The sequence below is a fragment of the Ancylomarina subtilis genome (assembly GCF_004217115.1).
GTDB classification, from domain to species: domain Bacteria; phylum Bacteroidota; class Bacteroidia; order Bacteroidales; family Marinifilaceae; genus Ancylomarina; species Ancylomarina subtilis.
Genome location: NZ_SHKN01000007.1, coordinates 64,305 through 87,115, shown reverse-complemented (window position 1 = coordinate 87,115; position 22,811 = coordinate 64,305). Strand labels below are relative to the sequence as shown.

The 22,811-nt window shown below is 36.7% G+C and carries 17 protein-coding genes; 10 read left to right on the top strand and 7 right to left on the bottom strand.

Going from position 1 to position 22,811, the window contains the following annotated elements:
- Positions 1–386 precede the first annotated feature (386 nt).
- Together EV201_RS16230 and EV201_RS16225 are read left to right on the top strand one after the other, a co-directional pair.
- Complete coding sequence (locus tag EV201_RS16230) at positions 387–2,375, top strand: putative porin (RefSeq protein ID WP_130308698.1); 1,989 nt, start codon at positions 387–389, stop codon at positions 2,373–2,375.
- Between the two features lie 89 nt (positions 2,376–2,464).
- The gene (locus EV201_RS16225; protein ID WP_130308697.1) at positions 2,465–3,901 is read left to right on the top strand and encodes an MltF family protein; all 1,437 of its coding nucleotides are present in this window, start codon (positions 2,465–2,467) and stop codon (positions 3,899–3,901) included.
- Here the strand turns inward: EV201_RS16225 and EV201_RS16220 are convergent.
- Both EV201_RS16220 and EV201_RS16215 read right to left on the bottom strand, forming a co-directional pair.
- Complete coding sequence (locus EV201_RS16220; RefSeq protein WP_130308696.1) at positions 3,872–4,531, bottom strand: NUDIX hydrolase; 660 nt, start codon at positions 4,529–4,531, stop codon at positions 3,872–3,874. The genes EV201_RS16225 and EV201_RS16220 overlap by 30 nt on opposite strands.
- Before the next feature lie 127 nt (positions 4,532–4,658).
- Positions 4,659–5,903 (bottom strand): ABC transporter permease, encoded by a 1,245-nt coding sequence (locus EV201_RS16215; protein ID WP_130308695.1) that lies wholly within the window; start codon positions 5,901–5,903, stop codon positions 4,659–4,661.
- A 127-nt stretch (positions 5,904–6,030) separates the two neighbouring features.
- On the opposite strand from EV201_RS16215, the gene EV201_RS16210 reads away from it, so the two are divergent.
- Both EV201_RS16210 and EV201_RS16205 read left to right on the top strand, forming a co-directional pair.
- On the top strand, positions 6,031–7,224 hold the full coding sequence (locus EV201_RS16210) for an exo-beta-N-acetylmuramidase NamZ family protein (RefSeq protein WP_130308694.1): 1,194 nt from the start codon (positions 6,031–6,033) through the stop codon (positions 7,222–7,224).
- 95 nt (positions 7,225–7,319) lie between these two features.
- Positions 7,320–7,901 carry a thioredoxin family protein gene (locus tag EV201_RS16205; protein WP_130308693.1) on the top strand — a complete coding sequence of 194 codons (582 nt, stop codon included), beginning with the start codon at positions 7,320–7,322 and terminating at the stop codon, positions 7,899–7,901.
- Positions 7,902–7,952: 51 nt separating this feature from the next.
- Here EV201_RS16205 and EV201_RS16200 read toward each other — a convergent pair whose 3' ends face one another.
- A complete protein-coding gene (locus EV201_RS16200; protein ID WP_130308692.1) occupies positions 7,953–9,152 on the bottom strand; it encodes a pyridoxal phosphate-dependent aminotransferase in 1,200 nt (399 codons plus the stop codon).
- A gap of 1,159 nt (positions 9,153–10,311) precedes the next feature.
- On the opposite strand from EV201_RS16200, the gene EV201_RS16195 reads away from it, so the two are divergent.
- Complete coding sequence (locus EV201_RS16195; protein WP_165389689.1) at positions 10,312–11,103, top strand: SMP-30/gluconolactonase/LRE family protein; 792 nt, start codon at positions 10,312–10,314, stop codon at positions 11,101–11,103.
- 95 nt (positions 11,104–11,198) lie between these two features.
- Here EV201_RS16195 and glmM read toward each other — a convergent pair whose 3' ends face one another.
- Positions 11,199–12,587 (bottom strand): phosphoglucosamine mutase, encoded by a 1,389-nt coding sequence (gene glmM, locus EV201_RS16190; protein ID WP_130308690.1) that lies wholly within the window; start codon positions 12,585–12,587, stop codon positions 11,199–11,201.
- Between the two features lie 330 nt (positions 12,588–12,917).
- On the opposite strand from glmM, the gene EV201_RS16590 reads away from it, so the two are divergent.
- Positions 12,918–14,171 carry a pseudouridine synthase gene (locus tag EV201_RS16590; RefSeq protein WP_130308689.1) on the top strand — a complete coding sequence of 418 codons (1,254 nt, stop codon included), beginning with the start codon at positions 12,918–12,920 and terminating at the stop codon, positions 14,169–14,171.
- Between the two features lie 73 nt (positions 14,172–14,244).
- On the opposite strand, the gene EV201_RS16180 is transcribed toward EV201_RS16590, so the two are convergent.
- The 3 genes from EV201_RS16180 to EV201_RS16170 all read right to left on the bottom strand — a co-directional run bounded on the left by EV201_RS16180 (position 14,245) and on the right by EV201_RS16170 (position 17,071).
- Positions 14,245–14,589 (bottom strand): DsrE family protein, encoded by a 345-nt coding sequence (locus tag EV201_RS16180; protein ID WP_130308688.1) that lies wholly within the window; start codon positions 14,587–14,589, stop codon positions 14,245–14,247.
- A gap of 11 nt (positions 14,590–14,600) precedes the next feature.
- Complete coding sequence (gene selD / locus EV201_RS16175; RefSeq protein WP_130308687.1) at positions 14,601–15,641, bottom strand: selenide, water dikinase SelD; 1,041 nt, start codon at positions 15,639–15,641, stop codon at positions 14,601–14,603.
- 149 nt (positions 15,642–15,790) lie between these two features.
- Entirely contained in the window at positions 15,791–17,071 is a 1,281-nt protein-coding gene (locus EV201_RS16170; RefSeq protein ID WP_130308686.1) for a S41 family peptidase, read from the bottom strand.
- A 327-nt stretch (positions 17,072–17,398) separates the two neighbouring features.
- Between EV201_RS16170 and gpmI the strand changes: the two genes are divergently transcribed.
- The 4 genes from gpmI to EV201_RS16150 all read left to right on the top strand — a co-directional run bounded on the left by gpmI (position 17,399) and on the right by EV201_RS16150 (position 22,550).
- Positions 17,399–18,925, top strand: a complete 1,527-nt coding sequence (gene gpmI, locus EV201_RS16165) for a 2,3-bisphosphoglycerate-independent phosphoglycerate mutase (RefSeq protein ID WP_130308685.1) — start codon at positions 17,399–17,401, stop codon at positions 18,923–18,925.
- A 205-nt stretch (positions 18,926–19,130) separates the two neighbouring features.
- Positions 19,131–19,715 carry a DUF3109 family protein gene (locus EV201_RS16160; RefSeq protein ID WP_130308684.1) on the top strand — a complete coding sequence of 195 codons (585 nt, stop codon included), beginning with the start codon at positions 19,131–19,133 and terminating at the stop codon, positions 19,713–19,715.
- Positions 19,716–19,939: 224 nt separating this feature from the next.
- Positions 19,940–21,313: a dipeptidase gene (locus EV201_RS16155; RefSeq protein WP_130308683.1), complete on the top strand. Its 1,374-nt coding sequence runs from the start codon at positions 19,940–19,942 to the stop codon at positions 21,311–21,313.
- 448 nt (positions 21,314–21,761) lie between these two features.
- A complete protein-coding gene (locus tag EV201_RS16150; protein WP_130308682.1) occupies positions 21,762–22,550 on the top strand; it encodes a DUF4382 domain-containing protein in 789 nt (262 codons plus the stop codon).
- Positions 22,551–22,811 lie beyond the last annotated feature (261 nt).

Sequence of the window (22,811 nt, the reverse complement as noted above, 5' to 3'; positions counted from 1 at the left end):
TAGCGCCGATGGTACTGCCGAAAGGTGGGAGAGTAGGTCGATGCCAACCTTTAAGCGTCTTATTCCTCATGGAGTAAGACGCTTTTTTTATGCCCTAATCTCTGATGGACATTTTTGTTGTGAATTCCGGACAGAATGTAAAATAATAAATTTTCTATTGGCAATTCTATCCCTATTTTTTCATTGATTAGATATTGCTTTTTTATTTGAGTTTTTCTATTTTGAATGTTAAATATGATTTATGACTAAAAATCTGATTAGTAGCTGTGTAGGTGTCTTTTTATTGATCTGTTTTATACATCTTTTCGTCAAGTATTAATGTTTTTTAACCGATAAATTGTTAAAAAGTAATTTTCTTACTGACACTTTCCTTATATTTGCAAGCTATGAAACAAATTTTCATATTAATCATATTTACTCTATGCTTAAGTTCGTCTTTAGCAGCACAATCTAAAATCAATTCTCTTAAGTTAGGAAACAAAGGAGAACGTGGTTTGAGACCTGATGGAGTAAAGCGCGATGGTGAGAAAAGTGAGATGGATAGTCTTGGCTATAATAGTGTTGAATCCCACATCAATACTTGGCGATTATCTGACTATGGAACTCGTAAATCCATTCTTCATGTGGATACTCTATTGGGGAATATTCATAACTTCAATCCAATTTATCAAAGAAGTATCGCTAACTCCTATTTAGGAAATCTAGGGTCGCCTTATCAGAGTAATATTTTTATTGATCGTGTTCGAGACGAATCCTTCATGTTTTTTAATCCTTTCGAGGCTTATATGAATATGCCCAATGAAATTTTATTCTTTAATACAACGACACCTTTCACAAGTTTCTTTTATGAAACTGCCGGATCAAAGGATAAGGCGGAGAATAAACTTCGGGTTTTACATACTCAGAATATTAATCCATTTTGGAATGTTGGAATTAGTTTTAATCTGATTTCAAGCGAAGGACAATACCAAAACCAGAAAACAAAACTTTACGATTTTAATTTATTCTCAAATTACGAAAAGGGCCGATATGGTGTTCATTTTGTGTTGAATCAGAATAAGGTTGAGGTAAACGAAAATGGTGGTGTTAGTGATGATAAACAAATAACGGATACTGTTATTGATCCGGAAAATGTTCGCATCAATTTGTCTGAAACGAAGAATAAGCTGGCTAACTTTAATTTTGTCGCTAATCAATATTACAACTTGGGAGCCGCTAAGGAGCTTGTTGTAGGAGTTGATACGAGCCAGATTTATCCTGTTAAAGTTGTTCATGAATTGAATTTTGAATCTGACAACCGAAAGTTTAAGGAGGCAGCAGTTAATCAAGATTTCTTTACAAATACATATCTGAACAACAGTACAAGTGCCGACGAGACATCACTTAAAATGCTTACGAATGGGTTTCATCTGATTTTTAACGAGAATCAGAATAAGAAATTGAGTTTTGGAGCACGTTTAGGTTTACTGAGTCAGTTTTCCACTTATAATCTTCGTCTGCCTGTTGGTGAAAACCAATATTCTCAAAAAGATAAGAATATTCACAATACTCAATTGATGGCCAGTATTTTTCGCCAGACGGGAGAAAATTGGAATTGGAAATTTTCGGGTAACTACGTTGTTGAAGGATACAATCAAAACGACTATCAACTTGATGGGGATATGGTTCTTCAATTCGGCGATACGACTAACAGACATCAACTAAAAATCACGTCTCAGATTAAATCTAAGAGACCTGATTATTTAATGACCCAATATTATGGAAATCATCAGCAATGGTCTTTAAACCTGGATAAAAGCAATGAATTATCTCTGGGATTAGAATATCAAATAAAGAAATATGGATTTAAGATAGGTGGACAAATTAATAATATTGAGAATTACACCTATTTTGGATACGATACATTGGTTTCTCAGGCAGGTAAGTCTGTACAGGTTGCAACGGCTTATCTTGAGAAAGATTTTAGATTAGGAAAGTTTACATTAAGTCAGAAAATTGTTGGACAGAAGAGTTCTAACGAAGATATACTGCCTTTACCGGATCTTTCTGTCTACAGTAATAATTATTATTCAAACACTTTTTTTAATGGTGCCTTAGACATACAAGCAGGTTTTTCTGTTTATTACAATACTTCTTTTAACGTTCCGAACTACATGCCATCAACAGGACAATTTTTCTTGCAAAAAGAGCGAGAACTAGGTGATTATCCTAAAGTTGATCTGTATTTCAATTTTAGAATTAAGCGAACACGTATATTCATCATGTACGAACACTTAAATGCTAAAATGGGTAGTCAAAACTACTTCAGCTCTCTTCATTATCCAATCAATCCAGGAATGCTTAAATATGGATTGCGATGGACTTTCTACGATTAGAAATATCATAATATTTTGACCAATGAACATGTCGTTTTTTGGTTAGGTACCCGTTTTTTTTTAATTTAAATAACGGTAAGAAAATTCATATGTTTAAATTTAAATATATAAAATTAATCATTCCTCTGATACTCATGATCTTCTTGCAGACATGTAATCAAAATCGAAAAACGATACGATTACGTCAGCCAGATAAGACTGTGCTTGGACTTAAGCATATTAAACTTCGTGGGAAATTAAGAGTGAGCACTGATTATAATTCGACAAACTATTTCATTTATAAAGGTCGGGCAATGGGATTTCAGTATGAATTATTGAAAGAACTTGCTGAACACCTGGATGTAAAACTAGAATTAAATGTTGAAAATGATCTTTCGTCGGCCTTTTCCAACCTGGAAAATGGAGATATTGATCTAATCGGTATGAACCTGTCCATCACTCAAGACAGAAAAGACAGATTTAACTTTACTCTGCCTCATAGTCAATCCAAACAAGTTTTAATCCAGCGTAAAGCCAGTGTGAATGATTCTCTACCGATTGTTCGAAATCAACTTGAACTAGGAGATAAGTTGATTCACGTTCAACAAGCTTCAGCTTATGTGGAAAGATTGAATAATTTATCCAATGAGATTGGTCGTTCGATCCATATTGAGAAAATGGAAAATATTGAAGTCGAACAATTGATTGAAATGGTTGCTAATGGGGAGATTGATTATACGATTGCCGATCAGAATGTGGCTATTGTAAATACAAATTATTACCCTAATATTGATATTGCTACCGAGGTTAGTTTTCCTCAGGATATGGCTTGGGCACTCAGAAAGGGAAGTGATGAATTGACGGAAGCAATTAATCAATGGCTAAAGGACTTTAAAGGGAGTGCAAAATACAATCAAATTTACCGGAAATATTTCTTAAGCTCACGCATAGAGACGCGTCACAATAGTGAATATTTCACCCTAAAATCGGGTAAGATTTCGAAATATGACGGACTCATTAAAAAGAATTCGAAATTGATTGACTGGGATTGGAGATTGTTGTCTGCTTTAATTTCTCAGGAGTCTCATTTTAATCCGAATGCCAGGTCTTGGGTTGGAGCCTTTGGTTTAATGCAACTGATGCCTGAAACGGCTTTTCGTTATGATGTGGATGAAGATTCAAAACCAGAAGAGAATTTAGAGGCAGGTGTGAAACATTTGAAATATTTAAGTCGTCGACTGGATAAAATTCTAATTGACAAAAAGGATAAATTAAAATTTATGCTGGCTGCTTATAATGTTGGCTTGGGACATATTCTTGATGCCAGACGATTAGCGAAGAAAAATGGTCAGGATCCGGATTTATGGAAAGGTAGTGTTGCGTATTATCTTCTGAATAAATCAAAACCGGAATTCTATAAAGATCCGGTTGTGAGATATGGATATTGTCGTGGCGAAGAGCCATACAAGTATGTGAATAATATCTTATCGATCTACGAACATTATAAGAATACAGTATCACTCGATGAGATTAGCTCGCTTGAGTAATTCTTCGAGTTCTGAAATAATCATGGCGGTTGCCCCCCATAGCTTATGCCCTTTTACTTCATAGAAAGGGGCTCTAATTTCAAAGCCATTTTTATGAATTATTTCTTCGTGCTTATTTTCGGCTCTAAATAATTCCTGAATATCGGTTTCAATTATTTGATGGACTTCAAAATTGTCGGCTTTGAATTCAGGTATTCCCTCGTAATAGCCAACTATGGGCTGAACCTGGAAATTACTAATGGGGATATAAAGTCCGGTTATGGGCCCTATAATATGTATTTTATCTCCATAAAGACCGAGTTCTTCTTCAGTTTCTCTAATGGCAGTATTAATCAAATTTTGATCATTAAGCTCATATTTGCCCCCAGGTAAACTAATTTGCCCGCTATGATTGTGATTTCCACTGCTTCGTTTTATAAGTGGAAAGTATAGCCTATCACCTTTCTGATAGAAAAGAATAAGAACACTACTGTCTCTTGCTAAGTTGGGATCGTTCTTTTTATTGGAATGATTACGTATGGAAGGGGCCATTTTCTGTTGAGCGTTACTTCCAGGTAAACCTTGCTTCAATTCGTTTATGAAATCTTCTACAAACTGATATATATTATTTATTGAATTGGGATGTATCATATCTAAAGGTATTTTTAAACAACCATTAAATATACTGAAAAGCTCAATTCAATCTTCTGTTGGTAAGGAATAATTTATAAGGCTATAACTTGATATTGATTAAAGAATTCAACAGTTGAATTTTAATTTAGTCAAATTTTATTGCTTTACTTGGTGTAATTCGGGTGATCCAATACGAAGGAACAATTAGCATGCTAACGGTGGCAATAAGTGTTCCAATATTTAAAAGAAGAAGGTGAAGGATATCAAGGTTTATTGGCACTGTATCCAGATAATAGTTTACCGGATCGAGACTAATAAGTTGGAAGTGATATTGAATCAAGCAAACTCCTATTCCAATAAGATTGCCCAGAATCATCCCCTTTCCAATAATCATGGCTGACTGATACAAAAAGATTTTCCGAACCGACCAATTGTCAGTACCCAGAGCTTTTAGAATCCCGATCATATTGGTTTTCTCAAGAATGATAATGAGTAAGCCCGAAATCATATTGAAGCCTGCAACCAGAATCATTAAGGCCAGAATAATCCAAACATTCAGATCGAGCATTTCAAGCCAGTTAAAAATTTGAGGGTGATTTTGTTTGATACTTCTGACTTTGAATGTCGACCCATCATCAGTAAATATACCTGCGACATTGTCTCTAATAAGCTCTTTTGTTTCGTCTAGATTTTTAAAATCATCCAACGTGATTTCAATACCACTCACCTGATTGTTTGTCCAGTTATTTAGTTTTTGAATATGACGCATGTCACAAATCACGAAGAGTTTATCGAACTCGTCCATTCCGGAGTTGTAGATGCCCTTGATTGTGAAACGACGCATACGAACAGGTTGCTGTACAAAGTATAAGGTGAGCTTGTCCCCTAATTTTAAGTGAAGTAAATTAGTCAGTTTTTCTGAGATAAGGATATCGTTGCTTTTAACTGAAGGAAGTATATTGATAATCTCTCCTTCAACGAGCTTATCTTTAAAAAATGCCCAATCGTAATTTTGTGAAGCTCCGCTGAGAACAACTCCTTGAATTTCGTTTTCAGTTTTTATTATTCCAGGCTTTGTGGCATAAGTTTGTATGTGTTTAATGCCTTCAATTTGTGTTAATCGATCAATTGGGATAAGATTCTTATCGATAGGATAAGTTTCAAAGGAGCTATTGTTGTCGTAATTGCTGATCTGAATGTGAGAGCCAAAACCTGTCAGTTTTTCGGTAATCCCAGCCTTAAACCCTGTGACAATGGCAACCGCAAGAATCATAACAGATAAACCCAAAGCAATTCCAAGAGTTGCAATGCTGATGATAGGACGAGAGATCTGGCGGTCAGATTTATTCTGGTAGGTGATTTTTCTGGCTATGTGTAGTTCTAAATTCAAATCGATATTTTTTATCTGAGATTATTTTGCAAATCAACTACCCTTAAGTGTTAATAATAATTCAATTGCTAATTGTGTTAGATACAAAAATAGTAATTTCACACTTACTAAATCTAAAATTAGAAGAATGCTACGAAACAATGCTAAACTCTTAACATTTATTTTATGTTTTTTGATTTTACAGACGGCCTGCTCACAGAATAAACCTGGCAAAGTAAAGCCAGCAGCTGAACGTTTTTCTGTTTATCAGCCAATATTGAAAGATAAAAAGATTGCGCTTGTTGCGAATCAAGCTTCCCTGGTGGGAAGTGATCATTTGGTGGATTTCCTTTTGTCAAAAAAAATGAATTTGACTAAAATTTTTAGCCCCGAACATGGCTTTAGAGGGAATGCTGACGCAGGTGAGAAAGTAAAGGACGGTATCGATCCGAAAACAAATCTACCTATTGTATCGTTGTATGGCAAACACAAGAAACCTTACCCGGATGATTTCAAAGATGTCGATATGGTTGTATTCGATCTGCAGGATGTTGGAGTTCGATTTTATACCTATCTATCCACCTTGCATTATATGATGGAGGCTTGTACTGAGAATAAAATTTCTTTATTGGTTTTAGACCGACCTAATCCGAATGCGCATTATATCGACGGTCCTGTTCTCGAATCAGATTGCAAATCGTTTGTTGGCTTGCATCCTGTTCCGATTGTTTACGGAATGACCATAGGGGAATATGCCCTGATGATTAATGGAGAAAAGTGGTTGAAAAATGGAATTCAATGCCAATTGACTGTTATTCCCTGTGAAAATTGGAGCAGAAATTCGAGATATGAATTGTCGGTAAAGCCATCGCCTAATTTGCCGAATTATCAATCTATTCAGCTTTATCCTTCGCTTTGCTTTTTTGAAGGAACCGTTGTGAGTGCAGGAAGGGGTACAGATTTTCCTTTCCAAATTTATGGGCACCCGAAAATGAGAGAGGCTAATTTTGAGTTTAAACCCAGAAGTATTTCTGGTGCGAGTAGAAATCCAAAGTTTAAAGGTCAAATTTGTCGTGGTGAAGATTTAAGGTCGATTAATATTGATTCTTTCCGATTGAAAAAGCAGCTTGATTTATCATTTCTTTTGAAAGCTTATTCAGAATTGAAAGATTCAACTGAATTCTTTAATCCTTTTTTTGAGAAATTGGCTGGAACGAAACTTTTACGTCAACAGATTATTCAGGGAGAATCTGAAAATCAGATCCGAAAAAGCTGGCGGGAAAATCTTGATCAATTTAAATTGATCAGAAAGAAGTATTTGCTTTATCCTGAAAACGAATAAAAATATCGGAAGGCTATTTAAATTTGAGGTTTATAATTTAGAATCCTTAAAAATAATATTTAACTTGAATCTTATTTATTCTAAACTTATTGAAAATGGCTTTTACTTTACAATTGTCTGATAAAGCACCAGATTTTAAACTACCTGCAACTGACGGGATTTCATACAAGCTTTCTGATTTTAAATCATCGAAATTGCTTGTTGTTTTTTTCACATGTAATCATTGTCCATACGTGATTGGTTCCGATGAAGATACGCGTGCAATAGCAGATAAATACATTCCGCATGGGGTTGAATTTGTGGCGATCAATTCTAACTCAGCTAATACTTATGTGGAGGACGATTATGATCATATGGTTGATCGGATGGATGAGTATGATTTCCCCTGGGTTTATTTGTATGACGAAAGCCAGGAGATCGCCAAGGCCTACGGTGCTTTAAGAACTCCGCATTTTTTTCTTTTTGATGAAGGGAGAAAGTTGATTTATACAGGGCGTGCTGTTGATAATCCTAAAGACACTTCAAAAGTTCAGGTTAGAGATTTGGAAAGAGCAATTGATGAGTATCTGGCAGGAAAACCAATTTCTGTACCATTGACAAATCCAATAGGATGTAATGTGAAATGGGATGGGAAGGACAAGCATTGGATGCCTGCTGATGCCTGTGATTTGATATAAAAGTAAAGGCTGTTCCAAAAGAACAGCCTTTACTTTTGAATCTATATTCTTTTAGATCGTTCTTCCCGGGTAAACCTTAAGCGCTTCAGCTAAAGTTTCCATTGCGTTTGCTAAATCTTCTTTTTTAAGAACATAAGCAATACGAACTTCGTTTTTACCTAAACCTGGCGTTGCATAGAATCCTGTAGCAGGCGCAACCATTACTGTTTGGTTTTTGTATTCAAAGTCTTCAAGAATCCACTGAGCAAACTTATCCGCATCATCAATCGGAAGTTTTACAACTGTATAGAAAGCACCTTTAGGAGTAGGGCAATACACACCCTCCATATTATTTAGGGCTTCAACCGTAAAGTTTCGACGATCGATGTATTCGTTATAAACTTCGGTGAAATATTCAGCTGGTGTATCAAGAGATGCTTCAGCAGCAATTTGACCAAAAGCTGGAGGACATAAACGCGCTTGAGCAAATTTCATTGCAGTGCTGATAATGTCTTTATTTTTAGTGATTAAAGCTCCAATACGTACACCACATTCGCTGTAACGTTTCGATACTGAATCCATAAGAACAACATTTTGCTCCAAGCCTTCAAGGTTCATCGCTGAAAAATGCTCTTCTCCATCGTAACAGAACTCACGATATACTTCATCAGAGAATAAATACAAATCGTGCTTAAGAACAAGCTCGCGTAACTGATTTAATTCTTCTTTAGAGTAAAGGTATCCTGTAGGATTATTAGGGTTACAAATAACGATACCTTTAGTTTTAGGCGTCATTATTTTTTCAAACTCCTCGATTGAAGGTAAAGCAAAATCGTTTTCGATGCTCGAAGTGATTGGCTTAACCACAACACCAGCAGCAATAGCAAAACCGTTGTAGTTCGCATAGAATGGCTCAGGAATGATAATTTCATCACCTGGGTTCATACACGACATCATCGCGAATGTAATTGCTTCAGAACCACCTGTTGTAATCAACATCTCGTTTTCGTCAACATTAATTCCGATGTTCTGGTAATACTTAGCCAATTTCTTGCGATAAGAAATATTACCTGCTGAATGAGAATACTCAATCACTTTTTCAGTACAATTTCTAATGGCTTCCATTGCAACCTCTGGGGTTTTAATGTCTGGCTGACCAATGTTCAAAGGGTATACAGTTCGACCTGCAGCTCTTGCGGCTTCTGCATAAGGAACCAATTTACGAATTGGCGATTCTGGCATCAAGCGTCCTTTATCCGAAATTTGTGGCATTTGTTATGTGTTTTTTATAGCAGTCAGATCGCTTTTCAATGTTTAAGAACGTCTTAAACGATGACTTGCATCCAAGCACTAGAATTGAGTTTTGTTTAGAACTTCATTTGCGCCAAAAGTAAATAAAAATCCAAGTAAAAAAAATGCTTTTTGACTTGTTTTGGAAAAAGAGTCTAAGGCCTTGAAATTGAAACGACAACAGGGGCTGTATCGTCAAATTTAAATCGTTTGTAATTTTGCATGAAAAACAAATACATAATATTCTTATGGAAATAGGCAGAAGTATCAAGTAACGAATAGGTACATATGTTTTTACCCGTATTTATTTGGATTGTTTTATGGAATCCGTTTGTTGTGAATCGTTTATTCAGTTTGACCGTAAATTGTCTTATCTGGATAATAAATTCAACTTTCAAGTGCGATTGATATTTTAATCAGGCGGTATCAGGTTTTGTACTTTCCAGTTAAAGCTTTAGTTGGCATCGCCACTTGGTTAATGTATTTCGTTATCCCGTTACAATCTTCTGCCGCTCCGTTGAGATGTTCCGCCATCCCGTTACAATCTTCCACCACTCCGTTGAATAACCGCTCTATTCTGTTGTGATTTTCCGTTCCTTGGTTGATTTATTCCTTCACTCCGTTGCAAGTTTCCGCCATCCCGCTGAAGTATTCCGTCGTCCCGTTGCTATCTTCCGCCGCTCCGTTGAGATGTTCCGCCATCCCGTTACAATTTTCCGCCACTCCGTTGAGGCATTCCGCCATCTCGTTACAATTTTCCGCCACCTCTTTTTTGTTCTGTACAGCTGGCAATTACAAGCTAATTAGTATAAAGCATAAGTGTGTTTCGGACGATAATAGACCGCCACTCTTGTTCATCAAAGTGTGATATGAACGGGAAAGAATTAGGAATACAGATTGTAAGTGAGCTTGTTGATATAGGATTGTTATTTCGTATTGAAACAAAGGTGGGCAGGAGATGCTTTGGCTGTTAATAAGGGTAAGTATATGTTTAATGCGACTTTCTTTCTAACAGGTTAAGGACTTCTTTTGCTTCATTATATATTTATACGATTATTAAATTGATAGAAATGGATAGGGTAAATCCAGCTTTGATACTCTTATTAATGTTAACTAACCAAACCCAATTAGAAAAATGATTATGATTAAACATTTTGTTATTTTTAGTTTACTCCTTTTGGTAAGTGGCATCTCCATGTCGCAATCGTATAATAATCCTGAAAGTATTATCTACGATCAGGCAGCTGATCGGTATTTTATCTCGAATAAAGGGGGGAATACCATTGTACAATTGAATTCAGATAATGAGCTGACCAATTTTGTAACATCTGGTTTAAATGCTCCCAAAGGTTTATTGATTGTGGGCGACACCCTTGTATCTGTTAACAATACTTCGGTGCAGGGCTTTTTACTGTCCGATGGCAGTCGCGTTTTTAATGTCGCGATAGAAGGTGCTGTATTTATGAACGATGTGACGACGGATAATAGGGGAAATCTTTATGTTTCTGATACCAGTACTGGAGTTATATTTCAGATATCACTTAAGACAGGCAAATATTCAAGCCTGGTTAGTAATCTTAAGAATCCCAACGGATTATTGTATGATTTGGAAAGGAATTCTATTCTCATTTGTAATTGGGGGAATAATGCCAAAATTCAATCATTTAACCTTTCAGATTCGACCTTAAGCGATTTGGTGACCACCGAACTCAGCAATTTGGATGGTTTGGCAGGTGATGATGCGGGGAATATTTATGTGTCTTCGTGGGGTAGTAATGCGGTTTATCGATTTGATTCATCATTTAAGAATCCCCCGGTCTTAATTTCAGAAGGGCATGATGGGCCTGCTGATATTTTTATTATAAAGGATAAAAAGAGATTATGTGTCCCCAATTTTAATTCAGGCAAGATTGAGTTTGTAAATTTAGATTAGCCAGAATGAAGGATGAATGTTTCGACCCTAAACTTAGAAAGCAGCTGCAAGTTAACTTGCAGCTGCTTTCTAAAATAAAAATATCTCTTACTTAGCTAGGCAATCACTTCCTTAATTTCAGAGATGATTTTCTCAGCTAAAGCACTCGCTTTTGCTTCATCTTTACTTTCAGAGTAGATACGAATGATAGGTTCTGTATTCGATTTACGAAGGTGAACCCACTCTTCAGCGAAATCGATTTTCACGCCATCAATATCGTTTACCTTTTCGTTTTTGTATTTTTCTTTCATGGCTACTAAAACCGCATCTACGTCGATTTCAGGAGTCAATTGAATTTTATTCTTTGAAATGAAATAGCTTGGGTACTCCGCACGAAGCTCAGAAACTTTCTTCCCTTTCTTAGCCAAATGAGTTAAGAAAAGAGCAATTCCAACTAGCGCATCACGTCCGTAGTGAGACTCAGGATAGATGATACCACCGTTACCTTCGCCACCAATAATGGCATTCTTAGCTTTCATTTCAGTCACGACATTCACTTCACCTACAGCAGAAGCTGTGTATTCGCCATTATGAGCATTCGTTACATCAGCTAAAGCACGAGTCGATGACATATTGGATACGGTGTTACCAGGCGTGTTAGCCAATACGTAATCGGCTACAGCAACCAATGTGTACTCTTCACCAAACATACTGCCATCTTCGCAAATCATTGCCAGACGGTCTACATCAGGATCGACTACAAAACCCACATCAGCTTTACCCGATTTCATGACATCTGCGATAGCAGTTAAATGCTCAGGTAGTGGCTCAGGATTGTGAGGGAATTGACCATTAGGTTCGCAATACAATTCAATCACATTTTCAACACCTAAGGCTTTTAAAAGTTGTGGAAGAACAACACCACCAACCGAATTAACTGCATCGATAGCAACAGAGAAATTGGCTTTTTTGATGGCTTCAACATCAACCAATTTTAAGTCAAGGACTTCTTTAATGTGTCTTTCGTTATAATCGTTAACGTGAGTCACTTGTCCTAAATCGTCGACATCAGCAAATTGAAAGTCCTCGTTATCGGCGATAGATAAAACCAATTTTCCATCTTCGTCGTTTAGGAATTCTCCTTTTTCATTCAACAATTTTAAGGCATTCCATTGTTTTGGGTTGTGACTTGCTGTTAGGATAATTCCACCATGAGCTTGCTCGCCGGTAACAGCAATTTCAGTTGTTGGAGTTGTTGCCAATCCAATTTCAACGACGTCAATTCCTAATCCCATTAGTGTACCGACTACAATCCGATCAACCATTTCACCCGAAATGCGCGCATCGCGTCCCACAACAATTTTTACACGCTGACCTTTGTGACGTCTGATTGCCCAGGTGCCATAGGCTGCAGTAAATTTCACAATGTCCAGAGGACTCAATCCATCGCCAACCTGTCCACCAATGGTACCTCTAATACCGGAAATCGATTTAATTAATGCCATATTTTATTTTTTTTGAATTACAATTTTTATTGAGAAGGACGTTTGTGTTTTGCCTTCTCTGGATTTTTTTCGAAAATCATGTAAAAATAATAAACTATTAGATTGAAAACATAAGAATGTAAGTAGATTATCGTTTTTATTGCTTTTCTATTTTTTTCACTCCTTTGTGATATGCTTTCCAGAAGGACAATTTGTATGAATTGATTATTTTTTTTCTTTAAGCTTATTTCGACTTTATCCTTGTTTCTCCTTTTTCGCTGATATAGAGTAGATATTTGCTGATATTTGATAACTTTGTAGGCTGAATAATAACGAAAAGTTGTTAAAATAATGGAAGATAAGAAATACGGAAATAAGCAAAGAGGAAAGCAGTCTTTCCGTTCTAAAAGAAATGATGAACCTCGTTCTTCTGAGTCAAGATTCAAGAGAACCTCAAACTCATCTGATAGAAGAGATGGTGAAGGGACTGAGTTTTCTAATAAAAATTCTGATAGAACTGCTCGTGCAGTTTCTGGTGAGGCCAGAGAAAACAGATCACCAAGAACATCGGAAAGACCTCAATCGACACATAAGAAAAATAAAAAACCTTATAGAGGTAAAAATAAACCAACAACTCAAAGAGAGGAAAAACGTCCTTCTGGTTTGCGTGTTGGAAAATCTGTCGTTCGACAAGAGCCAGAAGAATTTACACACAAGGGGACTGAAAGAAGCTATAAGGATAGAAAGAGATTTCAACACCGGGACAAAGCTAACCGTCAGGAAAGAACTTTTGATAAGTCTGAAGACAGAGTTGAGGGCGAAGAGGCATTTCAGGTTAAGAGTAAATATTCTAAAAAGAAACAACTTGAATATAATCGCTTGAATGGCCCGGCTGATGGTATGATGCGTTTGAATAAGTTTATTGCGAATTCAGGGGTGTGTTCTCGTCGTGAAGCCGATAAGCTGATTGCTGATGGACAAATCATGGTGAATGGTATCACAGTTACCGAAGTGGGAACCAAGGTAAGCATGGATGATGATGTTCGTCTTGATGGTGTTCGTTTGATGGCTGAGGCTAAGGTTTACCTTTTGATGAATAAGCCTAAGGATTTTGTAACAACTCTGGATGATCCAACGGGGAGAAAAACCGTAATGGATTTGATTGGTGATGCTTGTGAGGAGCGTATTTATCCTGTTGGAAGATTGGATAGAGATACCACAGGCGTGTTGTTATTTACCAACGATGGTAATTTGACAAAGAAATTAACGCATCCTAGCTACGAGAGAAAGAAAATTTATCACGTTCATCTGGATCGTAACATTACCAGAGATGAATTGCTTAAGATTAGTGATGGTTTGGAGCTGGAAGATGGTTTTATTCAGCCTGACGAGCTTAGCTATGTTGATCCTAAGGATAAGTCTCAAGTGGGTATCGAGATTCACTCGGGTAAAAATAGAATTGTTCGTCGTATTTTCGAACACCTTGGGTTTAAGGTTGAGAAACTAGACCGTGTTTATTTTGCCGGACTGACTAAGAAAAACTTACCTCGAGGAAAGTTTAGATTCTTAACTCAAAAAGAGATTAATATCTTAACTCATTATTAGATTTAAGATTTAGATAAAAATTAAGCCCATCTGATTCAATCAGATGGGCTTAATTTATAATGAGTTTGTGGTTCTAAAGATTAATGACTTTAGAAGCATCAGCTTGCAGAGTGATAATATCCTGCATGGTGCCTTGTATACCAACTTCCACCTTATTTTCTAGTTTATAAAAGTTCAGACAGGTTTTACAGATAATCATTTTTACGCCTGCTTTTTCCATTTCTCTTAATGTATCGAGAACAGGAGAACCCGTACAGGTTAATTGAACACCTGCATTATAAAATGTGATGATTTTAGGTAATTGCCCGTTTGTCAAGGAAAGTTTCAAGTAATTTGAAATTAAGATCTGACCTAATTCCTCATTACCGTTCCCCATTCCATTTTTATTGATTTGGACTAAAGTATTGGAGTTGTTCATGTGATTTTAGCTTATTTTATATTGATGTAGGCTTCAGTATCATTTTTGCGCTCAGAAAGCTCTCCAATTGATTCTAAAATGAAACCTTCTGCTTTCGCGATTTCTTTAAATGCATCGATATGCTCATTTTCAACAGCGACAAGTAAACCGCCACTGGTTTGAGGATCGCACAATAGTGATTTTTGCAATTCAGTAATTTCACCAACTAAATGGCCATATGAAGCCCAGTTTCTACGTGTTCCACCAGGAGTTGATCCTTGTTCAATCAGTGCCTCTACACCTTCCATTTTCGGAACATCTTTGAAGTTGATTGTGGCATTAACGTTTGAACCTTCACAGATTTCACCCAGGTGACCCAATAGACCAAAACCGGTTACATCAGTCATCGATTTCACATAGTCCAGTTCTCCGAAAACTTGTCCAACTTTATTTAGGCTGCACATTAAATCAACAACGATTTGATTGTTCTCGTGAGCAATCAGTTTCTTTTTCTCAGCCGTGGTAAATACACCTATTCCAAGTGGTTTTGTTAAGAAAAGACTGCAGTTTGGGGTTGCTGTGTTATTTTGCTTAACCCTATTGGTTGAGACAATACCATTTACCGATAGTCCAAAAACAGGATCAGAAATATCGATAGAGTGACCACCCGCCAACTGGATACCGGCATCAGCACAAACATCACGTGCGCCTTCAATGACTTGTTGAGCCAGTTCGGTTGGCAATTTATCCAAAGGCCAGGCTAAAATCGCAAGAGCCATAATCGGTTTGCCGCCCATGGCGTACACATCGCTAATGGCATTGGTTGCTGCAATTCGACCAAAATCGTATGGGTCATCAACAATTGGTGTAAAAAAATCGGTGGTGCTAATGATAGCTGTCCCATTCCCTAAATCGAAAACGGCAGCATCATCCTTACTATCGTTACCAACCAATAGGTTTGGATCTTTTATATGAGGCGCACTCGATTTTAAGATAACTTCTAAATCTTTTGGCGATATTTTACATCCACAACCGGCTCCCGGACTGAATTGTGTTAACTTTTTAGTTTCCATCGAAATGAATCTTATTATATTCGAAATGATAATATTGGAGTGCAAAGGTAGGGCTTTTTTGTTCCTATGGTACTTGTTATACAACAAAATAAAAGAGGTAGCCTGAAGGGCTACCTCTTAATTCTATTGTAGAAATTGGATTGTATTTATTAGAATGCACTGATCAATTCGTCTAGGCCTTTACGTATAAATTCACGTTTATGCCCCGTTTTAGCTCTGGCAGTCACTGCAGGGAATGTACTGTTGTTGATGTAATTTAATGCCGCTTTTAGGTTTGTTTCATCAACATCACCCCAATCATGAGTGATATCATCTTCAATTTCGTAATCAACAGGAATCCCTCCAAAGTAGTCCCCCTGATCATCTTTATCCGTAACATGGAAGGTGATAGGTAGAACCGCCAGGTTGAATTCAGGTACTTCAAAAACTCGCATGCCAACGGGCTTTCCATGTGTTTTGGTTCCTACCAAGATGATGTTTTCAGGTCCTAAGTAGGGTTTAAGTGAATTAATAACCAGTTCACTGGCTGATGCGGTACCTGAAGTGGTGATCACAAAGATTCGATTAAAACCGTAAGCTGAAGTTTGATCTGAAAATGGCTCAGAAGAATTTACCGAACTTTTAGACTCATTGAAAATGTATTTTGAAAAGACTTCACCTTGATGCGTATTTCCTGTTATAAGTGCGGCAAGTTGATTGGCAATATCGGTACTTCCCCCTCCATTATAACGCAGATCGAGAACCAATTCTTCAGCACCTTCTGTTTTAAAATACTCGAAAGCTTCGTTTAATTCGGCTTCTGAACTATCCAAAAAGCTGTCGAATACAAGGTAAGCCACCTTTTTACTCTGATCAGGAATCATGGTTCTTTTAATTACCGTGTTCTGATTCATCTCTTTTTTCGATAGACTCAAAGTTTTTTGTTCGCCTGAATTGTTTTCGAAAACGAGGTCTGCATTATCATTGGAAAGCAGCTGCATGATTTGATCTTCAGTCATTTGATTGGTTGCTTGATCATTGATCTCAATCAATTTCCAGGAACGGGTTATTCCTTCAGTATAGAGATCTGATTCATCGTAGACTAGGCTTACCCGAGGTACATCCTGACCTTCTTCAAATTTAAGGTCGAAACCATAACCGGTATAGGTTCCACTTGAAAAATAAGCTAAAAGAATATCAAGGTTTGCGATGAAACTCCACCTGTCTTGAGGTACCAAAAGATCTTCGAAATAGGTATTAAAATCACTGTAGTTGCTGACATCTAGTTTGGGAATGTCATCGTTCCATAAATACCATTCGCCCATAATATCATCTATAACTTCAACAATTGTTTTGTCTTTGCTGTTATTGTCATTATCATCTTTTTTGCATGCCGTAAAAGTGAAAAGGAATATCAGTACGAGTAGCCAGCTTTTATTGAATTTAAACATATGGGGAATTTTGAGTTAGAAATTATTATTGGGCATTAAAGTTAGCATTTCTATGCAGAAGATTGTTGCGTGAATAGATATTTTGACAGAGTCTTGTCTTCACCAAGTTGATTCTTAAAAAATGAAAAAAAATGGGTTTGGAGCAGAAATGAATAATACGAGTTGATTTTAACCCGTCATATTCACAAGCTTGTATTTATTTTATTTAAGCAAACGTTTTCGGTGTAAAATAAAGGTATTCAGGACAGTAAGTTCTTTTATTATTGAGATTATTAAGGTAGTTTTGCAAGACGAATATACAAATACAGAATAATCAAAATACGACAAATGGCTGATAATAAGAAAGCTTTATTGATGATCCTTGACGGATGGGGAATAGGGGATAAATCCAACTCGGATGTTATTTCAACAGTAGAAACACCATATATTGATAGTTTGTTAGCACAGTATCCAAACTCTCAGTTGCAGGCTGCAGGAAATTTTGTGGGTTTGCCTGAAGGTCAAATGGGGAACTCAGAAGTGGGTCACCTAAATATTGGTGCCGGACGTGTTGTATATCAAGATTTGGTGAAGATTAATCTTGCTGTAAAAAACAATACACTCAAAGATAACGAGCAGTTGGTAAAAGCGTTTGCTACTGCAAAGAAAAATAATACGAAACTTCATCTAATCGGTTTGTTAGGTGATGGTGGTGTACATTCTTTAAGTTCACATGCTGTTGCTGTTTGTAAAGCGGCTAAGGCTTTTGGTTTAGAAGATGTTTTTGTACATGGTTTGACTGATGGTCGTGATACAGACCCAAAATCGGGATTAGAATTTGTAAAAGATTTTATTGGTGAGATTGAAGGTTCTGCAAAATTGGCTTCATTAGTTGGTCGTTATTACGGTATGGATCGTGATAATAACTGGGAAAGAATCAAGTTAGCTTACGATTTATACACCAAGGCTGAAGGGCAACCTGCTAACGATATGCTTGCTGCTGTTGAGGCTTCTTATGCAGAAGGTGTAACCGATGAATTCATTAAGCCAATTGTAGCTGTTGATGCAGAGGGTAAGCCTTTGACAACAATCGAAGAGGGCGATGTGGTGATTTGTTTCAATTACCGTACCGACCGTTTGCGTCAGATGACAACAGTTTTCTCTCAAGAGAACAAAGCGGAGTTTGGTATGCATACCATGAATGTTGAATGGTACACAATGACTTGCTACAATTCTAATTTTAAAGGCGTAAATGTTATTTACGACAAAGAGAATGTACAGAATACTCTAGGTGAAGTTGTATCTAAGGCTGGTAAAAAACAGATACGTATTGCAGAAACCGAGAAATTTGCTCACGTAACGTTCTTTTTCTCTGGTGGTCGTGAAGCTGAATTCGAAGGTGAAACTCGTTTGTTAACGGCTTCACCAAAGGTTGCGACTTACGATTTACAACCGGAAATGTCTGCTCCTGAGGTGGCTAATAAGATTACTGCAGAATTAAATGCACAGTCGGCTGACTTTGTGTGTTTGAATTTTGCTAATGGCGATATGGTAGGACATACCGGCGTTTACGAAGCAATTTCAAAAGCGGTTCAAGCTGTTGATGCCTGTGCTAAGCAGGTTGTAGAAGCTGCTAAGGCAAACGGATACGATGTCATTATTATTGCCGATCATGGGAATGCTGATTTTGCAGTAAACCCTGATGGATCTCCTAATACAGCTCATTCACTTAATCCGGTTCCTTGTATCTGGGTGACTGAAAATCCTAAGGGATTGAATGATGGTATTTTGGCTGATGTAGCTCCAACTATTATTGATATTATGGGACTTGAACAGCCAGTTGAAATGACAGGTAAGTCCTTGATCGTAAAATAATTTTAAGATCTTAGATGTGAGGCCTGAGAATCTGTATATCTCAAAATCAGTCTCAGGCTTTATATCTAAAAATCCAGATCTTTATAATAATATAAGAATCCGTATTATCTTTGCCGATAGTACGGATTCTTCCTTTAGTATGTGTGATTGTTAAAATGAATGACTCATCTAAGAATTTGAATCTTAAATTTTAAAATATAATAACGTGTTACAGATAGGAAATGCCATAGTAAGCCTCGATGTGATTGAGAAGAAATTTATTTGCGATTTTGGTAAATGCAAAGGGGCATGCTGTGTTGAGGGAGATTCAGGTGCACCTTTAGATGAGGATGAAAAAGCTATTCTTGATGAAATATACCCTGATATTAAGGAATACCTGACTGAAAAAGGGATAGAAGAAATTGAGAAACAAGGCACTTCGGTAATTGATGCGGACGGCGATTTGGTAACACCTATTATCAATGATAAAGAATGTGTTTACACCGTTTTTGAAAATGGATTAGCTTTGTGTGGTATCGAAAAAGCTTTTTTGGATGGCAAAATCAGCTATCGTAAGCCAATTTCGTGTTCGCTTTACCCTATCCGAATTCAGAAATACCCGGAGTTTGATGCCGTAAATTACAACAAATGGAATATTTGTGCACCAGCCCGAGAGCTTGGATTTAAGATGGGAACACCTGTTTATAAATTCCTTAAAGAACCATTGATTCGTAAGTATGGTGAAGACTGGTATAAAGAGTTGGAATATGCAGCCGAAAATCTGGAAGAAATCTATCAGATAAGACGATAATTTTTTTGTTTAAACGGACTGATTCGTAAATATTAATGAATAGCCGTAAATTGGATTAATATCCGGTTTACGGCTATTTTGTTTTTTTGCGATTTCGCCTTTTCAATTGTGCTGAATTAAATGCACTATAGTCGTTGTTAAAACTTAGATCCTGATTGTTAATTGAAAATGGGATTTGTATATTTACCACTCTAAAATTTAAACTCAATTTAAACACATATTACATGGACAACATTAAAGGCTATATTGACGAGAATAAAGATAGATTTCTTGATGAATTATTTGGTTTGATTCGCATTCCATCGATTAGCTCGATTGAAGCTAACAAACCGGAAATGTACAAGGCTGCAGAATACTGGAAGCAGCTAATGTTAGATGCTGGTGCTGATAAGGCGGAAATCTTCGAAACTGAAGGAAATCCGGTGACTTATGGAGAGAAGATGATTGATCCTGCTCTACCAACCGTTTTGGTTTACGGACATATGGATGTGATGCCGGTCGATCCTATCGAATTATGGGATACTGATCCTTTCGAGCCAGTAATTAAAGACGGAAAAATTTGGGCACGTGGTGCTGACGATGATAAAGGACAGGCTTTTATGCATGCTAAAGCTTTCGAATACATGGTTAAGACGAACACTTTACCTTGTAACGTAAAGTTCATGATTGAAGGTGAAGAAGAAGTGGGTTCTCCTAACCTTCCTAAATTTTGCGAAGAGCATAAGGAAATGTTGAAAGCTGATATCATTTTGGTTTCTGATACTGGGATGATTGCTCCTGATAAGCCATCTATTACTACAGGACTTCGTGGTTTGATGTATTGGGAAGTTGAAGTAACCGGTCCTAACCGCGATCTTCACTCAGGATTGTTTGGTGGCGCTGTTGCAAATCCAATCAATGTATTGGCTAAAATGATTACTGAAATGGTAGATGAGAATGGACATATTACAATTCCTGGATTCTACGATGATGTGATTGAAGTATCAAAAGAAGAGCGTGCTATGATGGCTGAAGCGCCATTTGATGTAGAAGAATATAAGAAAGCAATTGATGTGAAAGAATTGGCTGGCGAAAAGGGGTATACACCTTCTGAGCACACAGGTATTCGTCCATCATTTGATGTTTGTGGTATTTGGGGTGGATACATTGGCGAAGGTGCTAAAACAGTATTACCTTCAAAAGCTTATGCTAAGATCTCTACACGTTTGGTTCCTAATCAGGATTGGGAAAAGATCTCTGTTCTTTTCAAAGATCATTTTGAAGCAATTGCACCCGACTGTGTAAAAGTTGAGGTGACACCTCTTCATGGTGGTCAAGGCTATGTTTGTCCGATTGATATTCCTGCTTATCAAGCAGCTGATAAGGCTTACACTGAGGTTTATGGTAAGCGTCCAGTTCCTGTTCGTTCTGGAGGATCTATTCCAATTATCTCTAGTTTCGAAGAGATTTTAGGTATTAAATCTGTATTGATGGGATTCGGTCTTGAGGCTGATGCAATTCACTCTCCAAACGAGAACTTCCCATTGGAACAATTTTTTAACGGGATTAATACCATTCCTTTGTTTTACAAGCACTATGCAGAATTGATGAAGAAGTAAGCTTCAGAAATTGCTATACAATAGGAGCACTCTCGATTAAGTTCGAGGGTGCTTTTTTTGTTTTTCGACAGATGTTATTTTGAAAGAAACCAGATAGCGTTTTGATAAAAGTAGCTTTTTTTGCCGTTAATGAGCGTTAATTTATGACTTGCGTAAATAAAACAAATAAAATTTAAAAATCTCAACCTGCACTTATGTTTATTAAGTCTTGAGTTTGAGGCGGAATAAGTTATACGATAAAAAAATGAAATGATGAATACATGTTTTATATCGACTTAATAGACATGATTTTAGTACTATCCATGTGTTATGAATAATTGTAATAATTAAAAGAATTGTAGTTTGTAACACCTTGATTATGTTTGTTTTGGCGGGTATTTTGAGTTTGTGAAAAACAGAGGAATGTTGTATACTTGCTTCATATACACTTAAAAAAAAATATAAGGATATGAGAAAACTATTTCGAATGGTTGGCTACTGCTTGATGGCAGGTTTAATACTTTCATCTTGCGATAATGATGATAGTAGTAAAATGGCTAAGATCAAAGTGAGCCTTGTTGATGCTCCAGCTGATTATGAGTCTGTTTTGATTGATGTTCTTGATGTTAAGGTTAATACGGGAGAATGGCAGTCACTTGAAAATGTTGAGACGAAAGTCTATGATTTATTGAAATTGACCAATGGAGAAGAAGCTTTACTTGGAGAGATTGAATTGCCAGAGGGACAATTACAAGAGGTGAGATTGGTTTTAGGAGCAAATAATAAGCTTGGATTAAATGGTGAAGAGTTGGATTTGGATACCCCATCTTCAATGCAGAGTGGACTTAAGATTAAAATCCATTCACAAATTGAGGCAGGTGTAACTTATAAGTTAGTTCTTGATTTTGATGCTGCTAAATCTATCGTTAAAGCGGGTAATTCCGGAAAATATAACTTGAAGCCGGATATTAGAGCTAAAATGGAAGCGCAAACAGGTGCGATCAAAGGTGTTATTGAGCCTTTAGATACGGAATGTACTGTATATGCTATTGTGGGAACCGATAGTATTTCAACTTATCCAAATGAAGCAGGAGAGTTTTTGATTCGCGCTTTAGAAGCGAATACATATAAGGTTGTAGCTATCCCTACTGTTGAGAGCGGTTTGGTAGAAGTTGCTAAGGAGAATGTAGAGGTTGTTGTAGGTGAAGTGACTGATGCAGGTACTTTTACTTTTAATTCTGAAACTGCACCTTTGTAAAAAAAATGCATATCTTTTTATAAGGCTAGTCTGTGTCTTAATATAAAAGAATATACGAGCACTCTCGATTAAGTTCGGGGGTGCTTTTTCATATTCAAATCTTTCAATAAATTTATATTTGATGAAGGGCGTATGTCAAACACAATTAAATCAAAGACTTGTTCTTTCATTCCAACAAAATAGCTTATATTTGCAAATTCAAAATGTTTCGTGATTTTGTCTGTAAGATTTTGGTTTATTGCTATTTATGAAAAGCAATAG

Coding starts and splice junctions, on each gene's coding strand:
- selD (WP_130308687.1), bottom strand. CDS start 15,641: ATGGAAACTAAAAAGTTAACACAATTCAGTCCGGGAGCCGGTTGTGGA.
- EV201_RS16230 (WP_130308698.1), top strand. CDS start 387: ATGAAACAAATTTTCATATTAATCATATTTACTCTATGCTTAAGTTCG.
- EV201_RS16590 (WP_130308689.1), top strand. CDS start 12,918: ATGGAAGATAAGAAATACGGAAATAAGCAAAGAGGAAAGCAGTCTTTC.
- EV201_RS16150 (WP_130308682.1), top strand. CDS start 21,762: ATGAGAAAACTATTTCGAATGGTTGGCTACTGCTTGATGGCAGGTTTA.
- EV201_RS16210 (WP_130308694.1), top strand. CDS start 6,031: ATGCTACGAAACAATGCTAAACTCTTAACATTTATTTTATGTTTTTTG.
- EV201_RS16200 (WP_130308692.1), bottom strand. CDS start 9,152: ATGCCACAAATTTCGGATAAAGGACGCTTGATGCCAGAATCGCCAATT.
- glmM (WP_130308690.1), bottom strand. CDS start 12,587: ATGGCATTAATTAAATCGATTTCCGGTATTAGAGGTACCATTGGTGGA.
- EV201_RS16180 (WP_130308688.1), bottom strand. CDS start 14,589: ATGAACAACTCCAATACTTTAGTCCAAATCAATAAAAATGGAATGGGG.
- EV201_RS16195 (WP_165389689.1), top strand. CDS start 10,312: ATGATTAAACATTTTGTTATTTTTAGTTTACTCCTTTTGGTAAGTGGC.
- EV201_RS16220 (WP_130308696.1), bottom strand. CDS start 4,531: ATGATACATCCCAATTCAATAAATAATATATATCAGTTTGTAGAAGAT.
- EV201_RS16205 (WP_130308693.1), top strand. CDS start 7,320: ATGGCTTTTACTTTACAATTGTCTGATAAAGCACCAGATTTTAAACTA.
- EV201_RS16225 (WP_130308697.1), top strand. CDS start 2,465: ATGTTTAAATTTAAATATATAAAATTAATCATTCCTCTGATACTCATG.
- EV201_RS16170 (WP_130308686.1), bottom strand. CDS start 17,071: ATGTTTAAATTCAATAAAAGCTGGCTACTCGTACTGATATTCCTTTTC.
- gpmI (WP_130308685.1), top strand. CDS start 17,399: ATGGCTGATAATAAGAAAGCTTTATTGATGATCCTTGACGGATGGGGA.
- EV201_RS16155 (WP_130308683.1), top strand. CDS start 19,940: ATGGACAACATTAAAGGCTATATTGACGAGAATAAAGATAGATTTCTT.